Annotated in this window: 12 protein-coding genes; 7 read left to right on the top strand and 5 right to left on the bottom strand. The window is 45.0% G+C overall.

The annotated features are described in order from the left end of the window. Window positions 1-4 precede the first annotated feature (4 nt). A complete protein-coding gene (locus DXX92_RS02715) occupies window positions 5-1,315 on the bottom strand; it encodes a DUF4861 domain-containing protein (protein WP_115999026.1) in 1,311 nt (436 codons plus the stop codon). A 470-nt stretch (window positions 1,316-1,785) separates the two neighbouring features. On the opposite strand from DXX92_RS02715, the gene kduD reads away from it, so the two are divergent. The 6 genes from kduD (at window position 1,786) to DXX92_RS02745 (ending at window position 8,775) form a co-directional block, all read left to right on the top strand. Further along, window positions 1,786-2,556, top strand: a complete 771-nt coding sequence (gene kduD, locus DXX92_RS02720) for a 2-dehydro-3-deoxy-D-gluconate 5-dehydrogenase KduD (protein WP_115999027.1) — start codon at window positions 1,786-1,788, stop codon at window positions 2,554-2,556. A 61-nt stretch (window positions 2,557-2,617) separates the two neighbouring features. Further along, window positions 2,618-3,460 (top strand): 5-dehydro-4-deoxy-D-glucuronate isomerase, encoded by an 843-nt coding sequence (kduI, locus tag DXX92_RS02725; RefSeq protein WP_115999028.1) that lies wholly within the window; start codon window positions 2,618-2,620, stop codon window positions 3,458-3,460. Between the two features lie 89 nt (window positions 3,461-3,549). After that, entirely contained in the window at window positions 3,550-4,548 is a 999-nt protein-coding gene (locus tag DXX92_RS02730) for a TRAP transporter substrate-binding protein (RefSeq protein ID WP_115999029.1), read from the top strand. Then, the gene (locus tag DXX92_RS02735; RefSeq protein ID WP_245961383.1) at window positions 4,541-5,044 is read left to right on the top strand and encodes a TRAP transporter small permease; all 504 of its coding nucleotides are present in this window, start codon (window positions 4,541-4,543) and stop codon (window positions 5,042-5,044) included. Before DXX92_RS02730 ends, DXX92_RS02735 begins: the two co-directional genes overlap by 8 nt. Beyond that, entirely contained in the window at window positions 5,034-6,332 is a 1,299-nt protein-coding gene (locus tag DXX92_RS02740) for a TRAP transporter large permease (protein ID WP_115999030.1), read from the top strand. Before DXX92_RS02735 ends, DXX92_RS02740 begins: the two co-directional genes overlap by 11 nt. 67 nt (window positions 6,333-6,399) lie before the next feature. Continuing rightward, a complete protein-coding gene (locus tag DXX92_RS02745) occupies window positions 6,400-8,775 on the top strand; it encodes a DUF1961 family protein (protein WP_115999031.1) in 2,376 nt (791 codons plus the stop codon). 108 nt (window positions 8,776-8,883) lie between these two features. Here the strand turns inward: DXX92_RS02745 and DXX92_RS02750 are convergent, their stop codons facing one another. Further along, complete coding sequence (locus DXX92_RS02750) at window positions 8,884-9,630, bottom strand: FadR/GntR family transcriptional regulator (protein ID WP_115999032.1); 747 nt, start codon at window positions 9,628-9,630, stop codon at window positions 8,884-8,886. A gap of 241 nt (window positions 9,631-9,871) precedes the next feature. Between DXX92_RS02750 and DXX92_RS02755 the strand changes: the two genes are divergently transcribed. After that, window positions 9,872-10,822 (top strand): sugar kinase, encoded by a 951-nt coding sequence (locus DXX92_RS02755; protein ID WP_181901677.1) that lies wholly within the window; start codon window positions 9,872-9,874, stop codon window positions 10,820-10,822. A 118-nt stretch (window positions 10,823-10,940) separates the two neighbouring features. On the opposite strand, the gene DXX92_RS02760 is transcribed toward DXX92_RS02755, so the two are convergent. The 3 genes from DXX92_RS02760 to mutS all read right to left on the bottom strand — a co-directional run bounded on the left by DXX92_RS02760 (window position 10,941) and on the right by mutS (window position 14,720). Next, complete coding sequence (locus DXX92_RS02760) at window positions 10,941-11,354, bottom strand: hypothetical protein (RefSeq protein ID WP_115999034.1); 414 nt, start codon at window positions 11,352-11,354, stop codon at window positions 10,941-10,943. Between the two features lie 280 nt (window positions 11,355-11,634). Continuing rightward, window positions 11,635-12,123, bottom strand: a complete 489-nt coding sequence (locus tag DXX92_RS02765) for a hypothetical protein (RefSeq protein ID WP_115999035.1) — start codon at window positions 12,121-12,123, stop codon at window positions 11,635-11,637. A gap of 32 nt (window positions 12,124-12,155) precedes the next feature. Then, on the bottom strand, window positions 12,156-14,720 hold the full coding sequence (gene mutS, locus DXX92_RS02770) for a DNA mismatch repair protein MutS (protein ID WP_115999036.1): 2,565 nt from the start codon (window positions 14,718-14,720) through the stop codon (window positions 12,156-12,158). Between the last annotated feature and the right edge of the window lie 190 nt (window positions 14,721-14,910).

Here is a 14,910-nt window from a genome sequence, read left to right on the forward strand (position 1 = left end):
GCGCCTATAAATTAATGGTAAGCGGTTGATTTAGTCCCGCTAAGGTTTGCTCTAAATAGTCCACAAAGCCTTGTTTAGTGGCAATACCGTCGACATCTTGCGCCCAAGTACCAGCAAAGTAATAGTCCAGCTTACCTTGTGTTGGCTTCATCACCACTAAGTGGTTATGGCTATCTTCACTGACTTCAAGTAATGTCGATTTTTTATAGAAAATCGCCATGCCCATTTCATCGCCGACATAACTTTGTTTGCCAAAGGTTGCTATGTAAGCCCAGTCTCCTAGACTAGTGTCAGAGGTGATTAATTCACTCGGTTGGTGTTTAACAATACCTGTCACTAAATTATCTGGCGAGCCATCTATGGTTAATTGGTTGTGAGTCAAACGCGAGCCCGCGCTTAGGGTTAGATCACTAGTTAACTGAAATTTTTGCTCGGCGATTGCCCAGTCAGTATGCTTTACCTGTAAATGAGCGCGGATTGGTCCCTGCTCAATAATGTTGACACTCATATCGCTGGCGGTGGCAACCCGGCTTAACTTGCCATTTACCAACATACCTAAACCGCCGATTCCTAATGAGGGGCCAACCTTTAATATATCCATGCCCCACGGCGCTGGTTCATGGTAGCTAACGCCGATATGACCCACTTCCGGCAAGACTATATCAGGCACTCTTTTACCGAAAATATCGTTAACGTTTCGCTCGTCAAAGTAGAGGCGATAGGCAATTTTATCTGACTCCCAGCCTGGCCCTTCATAACGAAATTGAAAGTCACCGGGGATATGATTTTCTGGGATCTGTTGAAACTTAACAGGAATAAATTCACCACCTTGCAACTTGCCATCGGCGCCGCGAATACCACCTTGATTAATCGATAACTCAGCATGCGCGCGCGACGGGTATTGATGTGTCACTTGTCCTTTAGCTTGATAACTTAAGGTAAAGGTTTTATTTTGCTCGGCGTCAAACTGGCTGGTAAAGAGCAGGGCATCTGCTTGCCCATCACCATCATTATCAATCGTTTGACTAGCAACTTCTTGCTCACCTTGATACAGGGTTGCCGCGTTTAGGTTAACTTCTGACGCTAACGTTAATAGTTGCGCTTTAGCTATGGTGACTAGCTCTTCACTGCGATTTTGCTTTGTTGGGTTAGCGACTGAAAAGGAAATGCTCGACTCAGCCGGTGCAGTGGTCGATACTGTGTTATTCGAACCATTGTCGGTCGCGGTTAGTTTCGGCTGTGGCGAACAACCTAGCAGTGTGGTGGCTGCCGTCGCAGCCAGAAGATAGGTGAATTTACTTGGCTTATTATGCATGTCTTGCTTACCTGTTGTTTATTCCTGTCGCCATCGTTATCTAAATGGGTTCAACTTAGCACATGAGTGTTAAGTTGAACTTGGTGGGTACAGGTTATTGTCATCTTGTATGATTACATATAAGTAACGAATGGATGTCAACGTTTAATAAGTAACCAAAGGCGGAAGTTTGAGCTTACTTTAGCTTGTTGGGCTAATAACCAGCGCTGTTCTTTATCCTTAATGGGAACATTGGCTAACACTAAGCAACTCGATACCTGATATTCATCTCCTGACAATCACTTCAGTGCTTTAATTTAAGTATTTGTTTATCATTGTATTTATTAGGGCGAAAACAAATAGCGAAGTGATAATCACTCGATAGTTCCCCTGTATATCTGCAAATTATCTTTTTATTTTTACTTGTATGATAACATGAGGACTGATATCTTAATTAGTAAATCAAGGTAATTAGCTTAGGGCGTATGATAATGAGTTCACAGCAAGCACTATTCTCGCTGCACGGTAAAGTCGCTTTGGTCACAGGAGCGAGTAGAGGTTTAGGCCGTGCCTTGGCGATTGGGTTAGCACAAGCGGGCGCGGAAGTGATTTGCAGCAGCTCTCGCCCTGGCGGTAGCGCTGATACGGAAGCTGCGATTACTGCAATGGGCGGTAAAGCTTATGGTTTAGCTGCAGATTTATCAGATCCTGATCAAGTAGCCAGTCTAGCTGCTCAGGCATACCAACTGACTGGCCGAATTGATGTGCTGATAAATAATGGCGGCACAATTTCACGTTTTCCAGCAGCGAAATATCCACTCACCGAATGGCAAAAAGTGGTCGATGTTAACTTAAATGCTGCGTTTCAGCTCAGTCAGCTTATTGGTCAAAAAATGCTAGCGGCTGGTCAGGGTAAGATCATCAATATCGCGTCAATGCTCTCATTTCAGGGGGGCATCACAGTGCCAGCATATACCGCGAGTAAGCACGCTATTGTCGGCTTAACCAAAGCACTTGCTAATGAGTGGGCGGCTAGCAATGTGCAGGTGAATGCCATTGCCCCGGGCTACTTTAGAACTGATAACACCCAAGCGTTGCAAGACAACCCTGAGCGCAATCGTGATATTGAAAAGCGTATTCCTGCCGGACAGTGGGGCGAGCCGGAGCAGTTGGTGGGCGCCGCAGTATTTTTGGCGACAGCTGCAAGCGACTACGTTAATGGCCATGTTTTGGCTGTTGATGGTGGTTGGTTAGCGAGGTAGGCCGTAATGAATCAACAAGCGTTAATAACGATAATAATGGGCACAACAACGGAATAGTATTATGACAATTGATTATGAAAACAGATATGCCATTGGTCATAACGAGGCTAAAGGATTTGATACCACTCAGCTAAGAGAAAACTTTCTCGCTGATGATTTATTTCAGCAAGACAAAATCAAGCTGGTTTACACACACTATGAACGATTAATTGTTGGGGGTATTGTGCCCGTCAATCAAACCTTATCGTTAGATGCTATTGACCCACTAAAAGCACAACACTTTTTAGACCGACGTGAACTGGGTTTGATCAATATTGGCGGCAGTGGCGTGGTGGTTGTTGATGGTCAGGAATACTTCCTTGATAACAAAGAAGCGTTATATGTGGGTGCTGGCAATAAGCTAGTAACCTTCCGTAGCCTTGATAGTGCATCACCTGCTAAATTTTATTTAAATTCAGCACCTGCCCATAAAAGTTATCCAACTAAAAAGGTCACTAAGGCTGAGGCAAATGTATTAGAGCTGGGCTCGCAAGAAACCTCAAACGAACGTTCAATTTATCAATTGATCATTAACGGTGTTGTCGATACCTGCCAGCTTCAAATGGGCATGACCAGCTTAAAGCCGGGTAGCGTGTGGAACACTATGCCAGCCCATCAACATGATCGCCGGATGGAAGCCTATTTATATTTTGATTTGGCACAAGACCAAGCAGTTGCCCACTTTATGGGAGAGCCTAAGCAAACGCGCCTAATTTGGACGGCGAATGAGCAAGCGGTGATTTCACCAGCATGGTCAATTCACAGCGGTGCAGGCACCTCAAATTACACTTTTATTTGGGGAATGGCCGGTGAAAATTTAGATTACGATGATATGGATAAGTATGCGCCAACTGAGTTAAGGTAATGATAAGCAGACAAAAAACAGGCCAATAGGCCTGTTTTTTGTCTCTAGGAAGCGATGGGGGAAGTATGGTGATTAAGATAACAAAAATAATGATAATCACGCTGCTGAGCCTAATGATGTTAGGCTGCCAGCAACAAAGCAACAAGCTAACTCTTAGGGTCGGGCATACATTGGACATGGGACATAATGTCCATTTGTCACTGCAGCATATGGCTGAGCGACTGGCACATTACTCCGACGGTAAAATGGCACTTAAGCTATACGCCAATGGTCAGTTAGGCTCAGAGCGTGAAATGGTTGAGTTACTGCAAATTGGCAGCTTGGCCATGACTAAGGTCTCAGCGGCGGCGCTAGAAGGCTTTGTGCCAGATATGAAGGTCTACAGTTTACCTTATATCTTTCGCGACCGAGCCCATCGCTGGCAGGTGCTGCAAGGCGATGTCGGTAAAGATATTCTTGATTCGTTAGCACAAGCACGGCTTGCTGGCCTTGGCTATTTTGATGCGGGGAGTCGCAGCTTTTACACCTGTGATGACATGGTGCACTCGCCACAAGATGTCGTCGGTAAAAAAATTCGAGTGATGAATAGCCAAACTGCCGTTAAGATGATTGATGCCTTTGGCGGCGCGGCGACACCTATTTCGTGGGGGGAGCTCTACGCGGCCTTGCAACAGGGCGTGGTTGACGGTGCGGAAAACAATCCACCAGCATTTTATTCATCACGTCACTATGAGATCTGTCAAAACTATTCGTTAAATGAACATACCTCAATTCCCGACGTTATTATCGCAAGCAAGCATATTATTGATTCCTTGACCCTGCAACAGCAAGCATGGTTGGCACAGGCGATGAATGATGCGGTTGAGTTTCAAAAGTCGGGCTGGTTGGCGGCAGAAAACCACGCTTTAGCGGAAGTTAAAAAAGCCGGCGTTAACGTTGTCTATCCTGATAAAACCGAATTTTTCGCAGCCGTTGCTCCCTTTCACGCCACGTTTAACAACACCTTAGTCGGGCGTTACCTCGAGCGTATTAAACAAGTAAAAACCATTACTGTCGCTGACTATCAGCAGGAGGGCGCAGGTGAATAAAATACTACAAAGCTTGGACTGGATTATTACCCGGACTTTAATGGTGCTGATGCTGACAATTGTGCTAACCGTTACTTGGCAAGTGCTTTCACGCTATATTTTGCAATCGCCAAGCTCAGGCTCGGAAGAGCTGGCGCGTTTCTTATTGATTTGGATCGGCATGTTAGGTGCTGTCTATTGCTATCGCACCAGAGCGCATTTAGGGCTAAATATTTTAACTAACAAAATGACGGCGCAGGGGCAACTAGTTGCGGCGCTGATTAGCCATGCCATGGTGTTTTTCTTTGCGGTCACTACCTTGATCATGGGCGGCTTTAACTTAATTGATATGGCCATGTCGCCAGTACAAACCTCTGCCGCGCTAGGCATTAAAGTGGCGCATGTTTATGCCATAGTACCACTGAGTGGCATATTGTTCTGTGTCTATGGCATCGCCGAAATTGCTGAGTTGTTAGAGCATGGTGTGGTCAGTGAAGGGGAAGAGCATGGAAGTTAGTGGTCTAATACTGATTGGCGTATTCTTCGCGCTATTGCTGATTAACTTGCCAATTTCCGTGTGTATTGGCGTTGCTACCTTAGCGACCATGTTATTTAGCATCGACTTTATGCCGGCGGTAACCACCATAGCTCAGCGTATGGTGGGTGGTTTAAACAGCTTTGCCTTGCTGGCGATTCCATTTTTTGTGTTATCTGGGTTATTGATGGGGCAAGGTGGCGTTGCGCGGCGACTGATTGAATGTGCCATGGCATTAATTGGCATGTTACCGGGCGGCTTAGCCTTAGTTAACGTGTTGTCGTGTACCTTGTTTGGTGGTATTTCCGGCTCAGCAGTGGCAGCGACCAGTGCCATCGGCAGCTTTATGATCCCAGAAATGGAAAAGCGCGGTTATGATCGCAGCTTTTCATCGGCGGTCACAGCTACCGCAGCGACCACAGGGATGATCATTCCACCCAGTAATATCTTGATTATTTACGCCATTGCCAGCGGTGGTGTGTCAATTTCGGCATTATTTGTCGCTGGCTATTTACCGGGCGTGCTAGTGGCGACTTTCTTGATGTTGGTCTGTTCGGTTTATGCGTTACGACGAGGTTTTCCAACAGAAGACAGGTTGCCAGTTAAACTGGTCGCGGAAAAGGTGATTGCGGCGCTACCCAGTTTATTACTGATCGTCCTTGTTATTGGTGGCATTGTCGGCGGTATATTCACGGCAACCGAAGCTGGCGCCATTGCGGTGTTGTACTCTTTGTTTTTATCTGTGGTGCTCTATAAAGAAGTGAAGGTAAAAGAGCTTCCAGATGTCTTGCTAAAAGCGGCAGGTATTACCGCAATTGTGATGTTTTTAATTGCCACTTCGTCTGCGATGTCGTGGATTTTATCCTACGAAAACGTACCGCAAACCATCAGCGACGCCTTGTTAGTGTTAAGCGAAAACCCGCTGATTATTTTATTGATCATCAATATCGTACTGATTGTGGTTGGCGCCTTTATGGATATGACACCAGCCGTACTAATTTTCACTCCAATCTTTCTACCTGTCGCTGAGAGCTTAGGTATGTCGCCGATTCATTTCGGCATTATGATGGTGCTGAATTTATCGATTGGCCTGTGTTCACCGCCCGTTGGGGCCGTTTTATTTGTTAGCTGCTCGGTCGCTAAAACCTCGATAGAGCGAATGATCAAACCTATGCTACCACTGTATTTTGCGATGTTTATCGCCTTAATGTTGGTGACTTATATTCCCGCGATTAGCGAGTTTTTACCTAAGCTATTTGGCTTAATGTAATGATTTAACCTAATGGGGATGGTCGCCAAGTTGTGTATAGCAATTATCTACTCTGATGTTGAAGTAAATGATGCGTAATAAACTAATGATATTACTGTGCTTGTTAAGCATGCACGCGGCCGCCCAGCCCAGCTCAGTTGTTCAAGAGAGCTCAATTGTTCAGCACAGTTCGGTTGTTCAAAAAACCTCCATTGCGAGGCAGTCACTACCTGTCGATCACCCAATGCCGGTGTTATTGCAAGGTGACTATCGAAGCGATGAGTTGCATCAAGTACTTGGCAGTCAGAGGATTTATCAGGCTGACTTTTCGTCAAAGGAAAGTCTAGCTAAAGAATGGCAAGTTGAAGGGCCTGCTAAGCTCACGTTAAATAAAGCTCAGCAACTGACTTTTGAATCGCAACTTACTACTGATTTTATTCAAGCTTATCAGCAAGGTTTATTTGATTTTGTGCCGAATCAACTCGGCCAATATTACCAAGTGCTGGGGCAGCTGGCGCAAGCGACATTGCCGAACGAGCAATATCAGCGTATGTTAGATGCACAGCAGCGCTTTAAAGGTGGGCATGTAGTGCTGTGGAACAAACAGCAACTTCCTGACAGTTACATTGTTGAGTTTGATTTACAGCACCAGTCGCCAATGGGATTGTTTATTTTGTTTTTCTCTGCGTCTGGACTCAACAATGAATCCATTTTCTCGCCAGCGTTGGCCAAACGTAATGGCGTGTTTAAACAATACACCAGTGGTGATATTCAGTCTTACCACGTGTCCAGCTATACGCCACATCGCAGTACCGCGAATTTACGCAAAAACCATCATGGTGGCCAGTTACTGAAAAGCCAACCTGATATGGCAGCATTGGCGCCGGATAAAGCCTATAAATATCGGTTAATCAAATGGCGTGATCGCTTTCAACTTTACTTAAACGATCAGCTGCAAATGGATTACGTGGATAAGGATAATGCCTTACAAGGTGGGCATGTCGGTTTAAGGCTTATGGCTAGTGCCCGTGCTATGGTCAGTGATTTTAATCTGTATCAATTGCAGCAAAATCCATTTGAATTACCCGCGAGCAAACAGCAAGTTACCGTCAGCAATAGTGAGCAGTTAATCGATGCGCTGGCTAAGGTAACAGCGGGCACCACTATTTGGTTGGAAAGTGGCAAATACCCTGATGTTGCTGCTGAACTAAGCACTTCAGGAACTCTTACCGAACGCATTTATATTAAAGCGAAACAGCCGGGACAAGTGTTATTTACCGGCAAACCGGCATTAAAAATTACGGGCTCGCACATTACCTTAACTGGCATTCGCTTTACTGACGGAAGTCGTTTTGATAACAGTGCTTATGTGAAAAATAAAGGCAATAAGATCAGCCAAAAAGCCCCATATATATTGGATCTTCAGGGGAGCTATATTCGCATTAGCAACTGCAGTATCGACTTTTTCGACCGTCATCATGCCACTTGGCTTAATATCGAAGGAAGTAAAAATCGAGTGGATCATTGCACCTTTGTCAATAAGCAAACTCATGGTGGTGTGCTAAGCAATGCTAAACCACCGGCCAGTGGCGCGTTTCATCGTTTTGATCATAACTATTTTTCACGACCAGATATTGGCTCTGATAATGCCGAAGTTATCCGCCTTGCGACTGGCTGGTCACACAATATTGATGCCTATATGACGGTTGAATACAACGTGTTTGAGCAATGTAATGGTGAAGGGGAGGTGATTTCCGACAAATCGAGTAGTAACACCATACGTTTGAATCGCTTTACCAATAACTTGGGTGGGCTGAGCTTACGCCAAGGCAATTATAGCCATGTATATGGCAATTGGTTTGAGCGCCAGCAATCGCCGCATATAGGTAATATAAAAGAAAGTAGTCAGCATAAGCGTAGTAAGCGGGCTCGTGACTTTGGAGTCATGATCCGTGGTAAACATCATCTAATTGAGAACAATCATTTTCAAGGTGGTGGCCCCAACTTGGTGAAGCTAGTTAATGGGCAGCCAGAAGGGTACCAAAAGCCGGGGCGGCCAAAATCGTTACCGCGTCATCATATTGCAGCTGAACAGGTAGTGCTACGTCGCAATAATTTTATTCCAACGGGTGTGCTGGCTGAAATAGATAAGCGAAAACTTAATAAAGACCGCAGTGTTTTGGCCCATGATGTTAGTTTTATTGCCAATTTAATTTACGGTCAGCCTGGTTGGCAGTTACTATCCTCTATGCCCTATGAAGGCGTGAGTTGGCAGGATAATGGGATAGTTGCTCTGCAAAACCCAGTTGCCGATCTAGATAAAGGCACTAATGGCTATTTTAAACGCCGAGCAGACTTGCCTAACGCTTACCAGCAACGTTTTGGTAGCCAACCATTAACTAACTACATGCAGCTTCATCGCGCTGGTGCAAGTTGGCAAGATTACCCAGTAGCACCACACTAATAAGTGTCTGTAGCTCACTGATTACTTTGTTTATATAGCTCAATAAAAAATGGCGCTTAGTAAGCGCCATTTTTCCAGTTACCTTAAGTTAGGCAGGTAAAGTGAGTATTACAAGCCTTGCTTGCGTTTCACATGTTCCGCAATTTTTATATGGCGATCACGGCTATTTCCTAAGTGCTCACGCGTAGCCGAGCGAGCCGCTTCGCTGTCTTTCGCTTCAATCGCTTCAGCAATCTTTTTGTGCTCATTTTGAATAATTTTCAGGTAATCTGTTGAGTCAATGGACTCTTCATAGTCAGTGACAATATCTCGGTCTGGGATAACACCTTCGCCAATATATTTAATAAAGCGTGAAAAGTATGGGTTACCAGAAGCGCTTGCCACAGATAAGTGGAAATTCAAATCTTCTTTGACAGCATCATTTCCATTAGCTACTTGCTGGTCAAACGCTGCAAGTGCCGCCCAGATATCAGCCATCTGCTTATCTGTGCGATTGCGCGCTGCCATTGATGCCATTTCAATTTCAACAGCCATACGCAGCTCTAGAATTTGGACAGCTTCTTCAATGCAAGTAAACTCTTTGTTTTCAATTTCAAAAGACTGCTTAGGTGTGTTGTTAGCGACGAACATGCCAACACCTTGTCGACTGACAATTAAGCCCTCTGCTTTTAACGCGGCAACCGCTTCACGCACTACACTGCGACTAACACCCGCTTGTTCTTCAATATCTTTAGCAGCTGGCAATTTTGTACCAGGCTCCAGATTACCTTCTAGAATTTGGCTTCTTAGTGACTCAACCAAATCATTAGTCAAGCTGCGTGAACTTTGAATTTGTCCAATGTGTAAATGCTTCATGCGGCGATTATTCTTTTCAATGTTAATAATTTGTTTCAACTAGGGCACATTAGTGACTTTACAGCGTTTATCGGCAATGAACAATGATCTTTAGTGCCAGTTAGCTGCATTTACTGCTCTAATTCCTATTGCAGCCTGTCAAAAGTAAGCTGCTTGAATTTTAAACTAAATTGTTGACTGTTTGCTATCATACATGATGTCATGTGATATGATAAGTGTTTTGGCGATTTATATTATAATTATGAAAAAAATAGTCGTATTTGGTGAGTGCATGTTGGAGTTTGCACCCTTAGCTGCACAGCAATATCAGCGTGGTATTGCTGGCGACGTTTATAATACCAGTGTTTATTTGCAACGCTTGGCGACTGGGTTGGCGCAGGTATCACTGCTATCTGCGGTCGGCCGTGATGCGGTAAGTGACAATATGGTCAGCCAGTTTCAAGTGGAGCAGATTAGTACCGATTACGTCTATCGTCACCCTGAGCAAACTGTTGGTGCTTATTTAATTGATATTGATAGTGCAGGGGAGCGCAGCTTTACTTATTGGCGAGGTCAAGCGGCGGCGCGCGAGACCTTTGCTTTAGCCAATGATAAGCAGCTTAGTCAGCTTATTGAGCGCACCGATATTTTTTATTTCTCCGGTATCTCAATTGCGATTATTGCAAAAAATGATCGTGAGCGTTTTTGGCAATTTGTTGAGCGACTGGCTGCTCTTGGCAAACAAATTGTTTTCGATACCAACTTTCGCCCTCAACTATGGCCAGACAAAGCTCTAGCTCAGCAAGCGTTTCAACGTGCGTTAAGGGTAAGCACTACGGTATTTGCTGGCGTGGAAGATCTCGAACAACTAGCGATGGGTAATTGCTTTAATTCCGTAGCAATGTCCCTGAATGACTTTGCCATTGATGAACTGGTGATTAAGCATGGTGAACATGGCGTGCAAGTGATTCAGGACGAAAAAAGCCAGTTTATTGCTATTGAACCTGTAGCGAATGTTGTCGATACCACGTCGGCGGGTGACTCATTTAACGCTGGTTATCTTTATGCTCGCTTAGTTGGCAGCAACATAACTTTGTCGGTAAGTTACGCGAGTTTATTAGCAGCGCATGTTATTCAGCACCGAGGGGCGATTATTGCGGCGGAGGAATTTGCGCCAATTCAAGTATCGTTAAATACATTAATGCAAAGTTAATTTGCCCTGAACTATGTCAACAAGAATGGTAAGGGAAAAAAAAAGCTCGTTATTTAACGAGCTTTTTTATTGGCAGTACTTGTGCCTTTCGGTTTGAGTTACAGCGTAGGCTTGTTGATTAAGAGCGTTTTACTGCCTTAACAAAGCTAGCAACAGATTGACCATTGCATTTCAATGACGAAACTCGGTGGCCAACAGCACGCACGCCTTCTTTAACGGCTTTCATACACAATTGGCTTTCCATTGATTGGTTGCCAGAAACAATCACTGTCTTGTGCTCAACTTTGTTGGCACTTGCTTTGAATGACGCAGCGAAGTCTTTTAGTGCTTCACCATTACATTTAGTGTTATGTAATTGGCGTTTATTCTGGGCAAGTTTTGCTGCAACAGCGTTGTAGCCTTGCTCAGCTGCCAGCATGCATAAATTGGTTTCTGTTGACTTATCTTTGCCAACAAATTGGATGTTTGCCGCTGATGTCTGTGTGCTTAGCGTCACTGCGGTAAATGCTACTAGACCGATTAATTTTTTCATCACTACCTCGCTATGAAAATTGTCAGGCTGTACATAAAGCACGGCATGACGGGAGTCTCTTACTAATAATCGGCGTGGATTATAAGGTCAGTTGCGGTGATGTAAAGAGAACGGGTGATCAAAAAGTAGACTGTTTAAGGCATTTATAAGAGCACTTTGTAAACCATACTGAACGTTTCATAGGTCTCAGATTCGCTGCTTAATTTATTCCACCAGCTAATCAATAAGATAAGGCGTTAGATAGGCTACAGCTATGTAAAAAATGATTTTAGCCGTCAGATTAATCTATCAAGTCTAAGCCAAAGTGTGTTGCCATGGTCAATAGCCAAATACGGGTAACTTGCTGGAGCTTTACCGCGTTTTCTGAGCCTATCCACTGACTAGTTTCGCTTTCATGGCTTTTGTCGCTAGTGTTACTTGTTTGAGCTAATTGCTCGGTTAGTATCTCATCTGTGGTGCTGATCACAATCAGTTGTTTACTGCCAAGTTCTGCAAATTTAAACGCTACGGTTTGACTCTCGTCTAATTGAAAGCCTGTTATGGGGTCATCGCTACTCGTTGTTTGTAACTGAGCGCTGAACTTCTTATCAAAATATTCAGGCGACACTAAGGTGATCTGACAGCTTGGACTATTGGCTTCGTCGCCATACCAATTGGCTTTTAAGGTTTCAAAATTCGCCCAAGCTTCAATGCGCTCTAACTCATGTTTAGTAATATTTAGGGCATCAGACACTTGCTGCTCGGCAGCAATACGAATGGGTAATTTCACTAACTGATGCTCCTGTTTTGATATAAATAAAACTATAACTGTGATTTTAATTGATAGAGTAAATCAAGTGCCTGCTTGGCACTAAGCTCGTCAACGTCAACCTGTTTTAAAGACTCTACCACAGGATGTTCAACATCCATTAACGGCAACTGCTCAAATGCTTGCGGCTTTGTTGCAACCGTAGGTGCTTGTTGCGTTTCCAGTTCGGCTAAACGCTGTTTGGCGCGGCTGATCACAGGCTTTGGAATACCGGCTAATTGCGCCACTTGTAGGCCAAAACTCTTGCTGGCGGCACCTTCTTGCACAGCATGCATAAAGATAATGTTGTCATCGTGCTCAACCGCATCTAAGTGGACATTAGCTAGCGTGTCGATTTGCTCTGCCAATAAAGTCAGTTCGAAATAGTGGCTGGCAAATAACGTAAAGGCTTTAGTGTTTAAGGCGAGCATTTCGGCAACCGCCCACGCCAGTGATAAACCGTCGTATGTGCTAGTACCTCGGCCAATCTCATCGAGTAAAATCAAACTCCGATCACTGGCGTTGTGCAAAATGTTGGCGGTTTCTGTCATCTCCACCATAAAGGTTGAGCGGCCACTGGCTAAATCATCCGATGCGCCAATACGGGTGAATATGCGATCGACTAAGCCAATCTCAGCGCTGTCAGCCGGAACAAAGCAACCAATATGCGCGAGCAATACAATCAGTGCGGTTTGGCGCATGTAGGTGGACTTACCGCCCATGTTCGGGCCGGTAATGATCAGCATTTCGCGGCTGTTATCAAGCACTACAGGGTTGGCAATAAAGGCATCATTGGTCATTTGCTCTACCACAGGATGGCGACCTTGCTCGATGTTAATGCGCTTGTCTTTGGTTAGCTTAGGCTTTACGTAGTTAAGCGTTTCTGCGCGCTCAGCAAAAGTGTTAAGTACGTCAAGCTCGGCAATACCTTGCGCTAAGGTTTGCAGCTGTTCAAGTACAGGCATCACCTTATCGAATAGCTCGTCGTATAGGCGCTTTTCTAGCGCGAGAAAACGGCTTTGCGCGGTCAGTACCGTTTCTTCATGAGCTTTAAGCTCTTCGGTAATATAGCGTTCATTGTTTTTCAGGGTTTGACGACGGATGTATTCCGCAGGTACTTGATTTGAAGAGGCTTTGCTAACTTCAATAAAGAAGCCGTGTACTTTGTTATAACCCACTTTTAGCGTTTGAATACCCGTACGCTCTTTTTCACGGGTTTCAATTTCTGCCAGTAAGTTCGTTGCTCCTTCGCTTAAATCACGCAGCGTATCCAGCTCTTGATGATAGCCGGGGGCTATCACACCGCCATCTCGAATTAGCACCGGTGGGTTGTCAATAATCGCGTTGCTCAGTAGCGAAAACAAGTCATCCATCGGCTGGGTTTGCTGTGCTAATGCCGCTAAGTCTGACGTGCTTGATTCAGCCAATAAACTTTGTAGTTCTGGCAGCTGACCTAACGCGTTACGCAGGCGGGCAAAATCACGAGGACGTGCAGAGCGCAGGGCAATACGGGCAACAATACGTTCAATATCACCAATTTGCTTAAGTACGGTTTTAAACTCTGGATGTAACTCGTCGTTGATAATACTGCCAACGGCGTTTTGTCTTGCCGTTAATACCGCTAAATCACGCAGTGGGAAGTGCAGCCAGCGTTTTAACAGCCGAGAGCCCATCGGCGTTGCTGATTTATCCAACACTGAGGCTAAGGTGCTTTCAACGCCACCTTGTAAGTTATGGGTTAGCTCTAAATTACGACGCGTCGCCGCATCTAAAATCACCCCAGTTTGTGATGATTCGGCGACAATGGCGCGAATATGGGGCAGGGCAGTACGCTGGCTGTCTTGTACGTAATTAAGCAAGCAACCGGCCGCCATTAAACCGCGCGGCAGGTCATCCACGCCAAAGCCAGTGAGCTCTTTGGTGTGAAATTGCTTGGTGAGAATACTAATGGCGGTGTCTAAGTCGTAATCCCACTCTGGGCGGCGGCGCAGTCCCTTGTGCGCTTCCAATAATTGCGGTGCGCTAAAATCTTCTGGGTACAGCAACTCCGCCGGTGATAGTCGTTGAAGTTCTGCTTGTAATTGTTCCGCGCTGTTTGGTTCACTGACCACAAAGCGGCCACTGGTCATATCTAAGTAGGCTAAGCCAAAACCAGTTTTCACTTCGCTAATGGCAACGATTAGGTTGTCTTGACGATCGGATAATAAGGCTTCATCGCTGACGGTGCCGGGCGTAACAATTTTTACTACTTTGCGCTCAACTGGCCCTTTGCTCGTTGCCGGATCGCCCACTTGTTCGCAAATCGCGACCGATTCCCCCAGTTGAACCAGCTTGGCTAAATAGCTTTCGACCGCATGGTAAGGCACGCCGGCCATCGGAATGGCATTACCACCAGACTTACCACGTGCGGTCAATGAAATGTCCATTAAATCTGCGGCTTTTTTCGCGTCGTCGTAAAAAAGCTCGTAGAAATCACCCATACGGTAAAACAACAGAATATTGGGAAATTCCGCTTTAATTTTAAGATATTGGCGCATCATTGGCGTATGCGTAGATAAATCGGCAGGCGCTGTGGTCATAAAAAGACAAGTGTTGTTAGCATAAAATTGACGTGGATTATGCCATAAAGCCCTGCATTCCCCTACTAGAGAATTACTCGCTAAAGTACTGGTTAAAACTACTGGATAAGAAATGCTCAAACTAAGGGGTGAAACAATAAGTTTATTATTAACAGTGCTTTAGCTTTGATTTGGTAAATAATATTATTTT

This window comes from Thalassotalea euphylliae (assembly GCF_003390395.1).
GTDB lineage: Bacteria > Pseudomonadota > Gammaproteobacteria > Enterobacterales > Alteromonadaceae > Thalassotalea_F > Thalassotalea_F euphylliae_C.

Coding starts and splice junctions, on each gene's coding strand:
- DXX92_RS02755 (WP_181901677.1), top strand. CDS start 9,872: ATGAAAAAAATAGTCGTATTTGGTGAGTGCATGTTGGAGTTTGCACCC.
- DXX92_RS02740 (WP_115999030.1), top strand. CDS start 5,034: ATGGAAGTTAGTGGTCTAATACTGATTGGCGTATTCTTCGCGCTATTG.
- DXX92_RS02750 (WP_115999032.1), bottom strand. CDS start 9,630: ATGAAGCATTTACACATTGGACAAATTCAAAGTTCACGCAGCTTGACT.
- DXX92_RS02760 (WP_115999034.1), bottom strand. CDS start 11,354: ATGAAAAAATTAATCGGTCTAGTAGCATTTACCGCAGTGACGCTAAGC.
- mutS (WP_115999036.1), bottom strand. CDS start 14,720: ATGACCACAGCGCCTGCCGATTTATCTACGCATACGCCAATGATGCGC.
- DXX92_RS02745 (WP_115999031.1), top strand. CDS start 6,400: ATGATGCGTAATAAACTAATGATATTACTGTGCTTGTTAAGCATGCAC.
- kduD (WP_115999027.1), top strand. CDS start 1,786: ATGAGTTCACAGCAAGCACTATTCTCGCTGCACGGTAAAGTCGCTTTG.
- DXX92_RS02715 (WP_115999026.1), bottom strand. CDS start 1,315: ATGCATAATAAGCCAAGTAAATTCACCTATCTTCTGGCTGCGACGGCA.
- DXX92_RS02730 (WP_115999029.1), top strand. CDS start 3,550: ATGATAATCACGCTGCTGAGCCTAATGATGTTAGGCTGCCAGCAACAA.
- kduI (WP_115999028.1), top strand. CDS start 2,618: ATGACAATTGATTATGAAAACAGATATGCCATTGGTCATAACGAGGCT.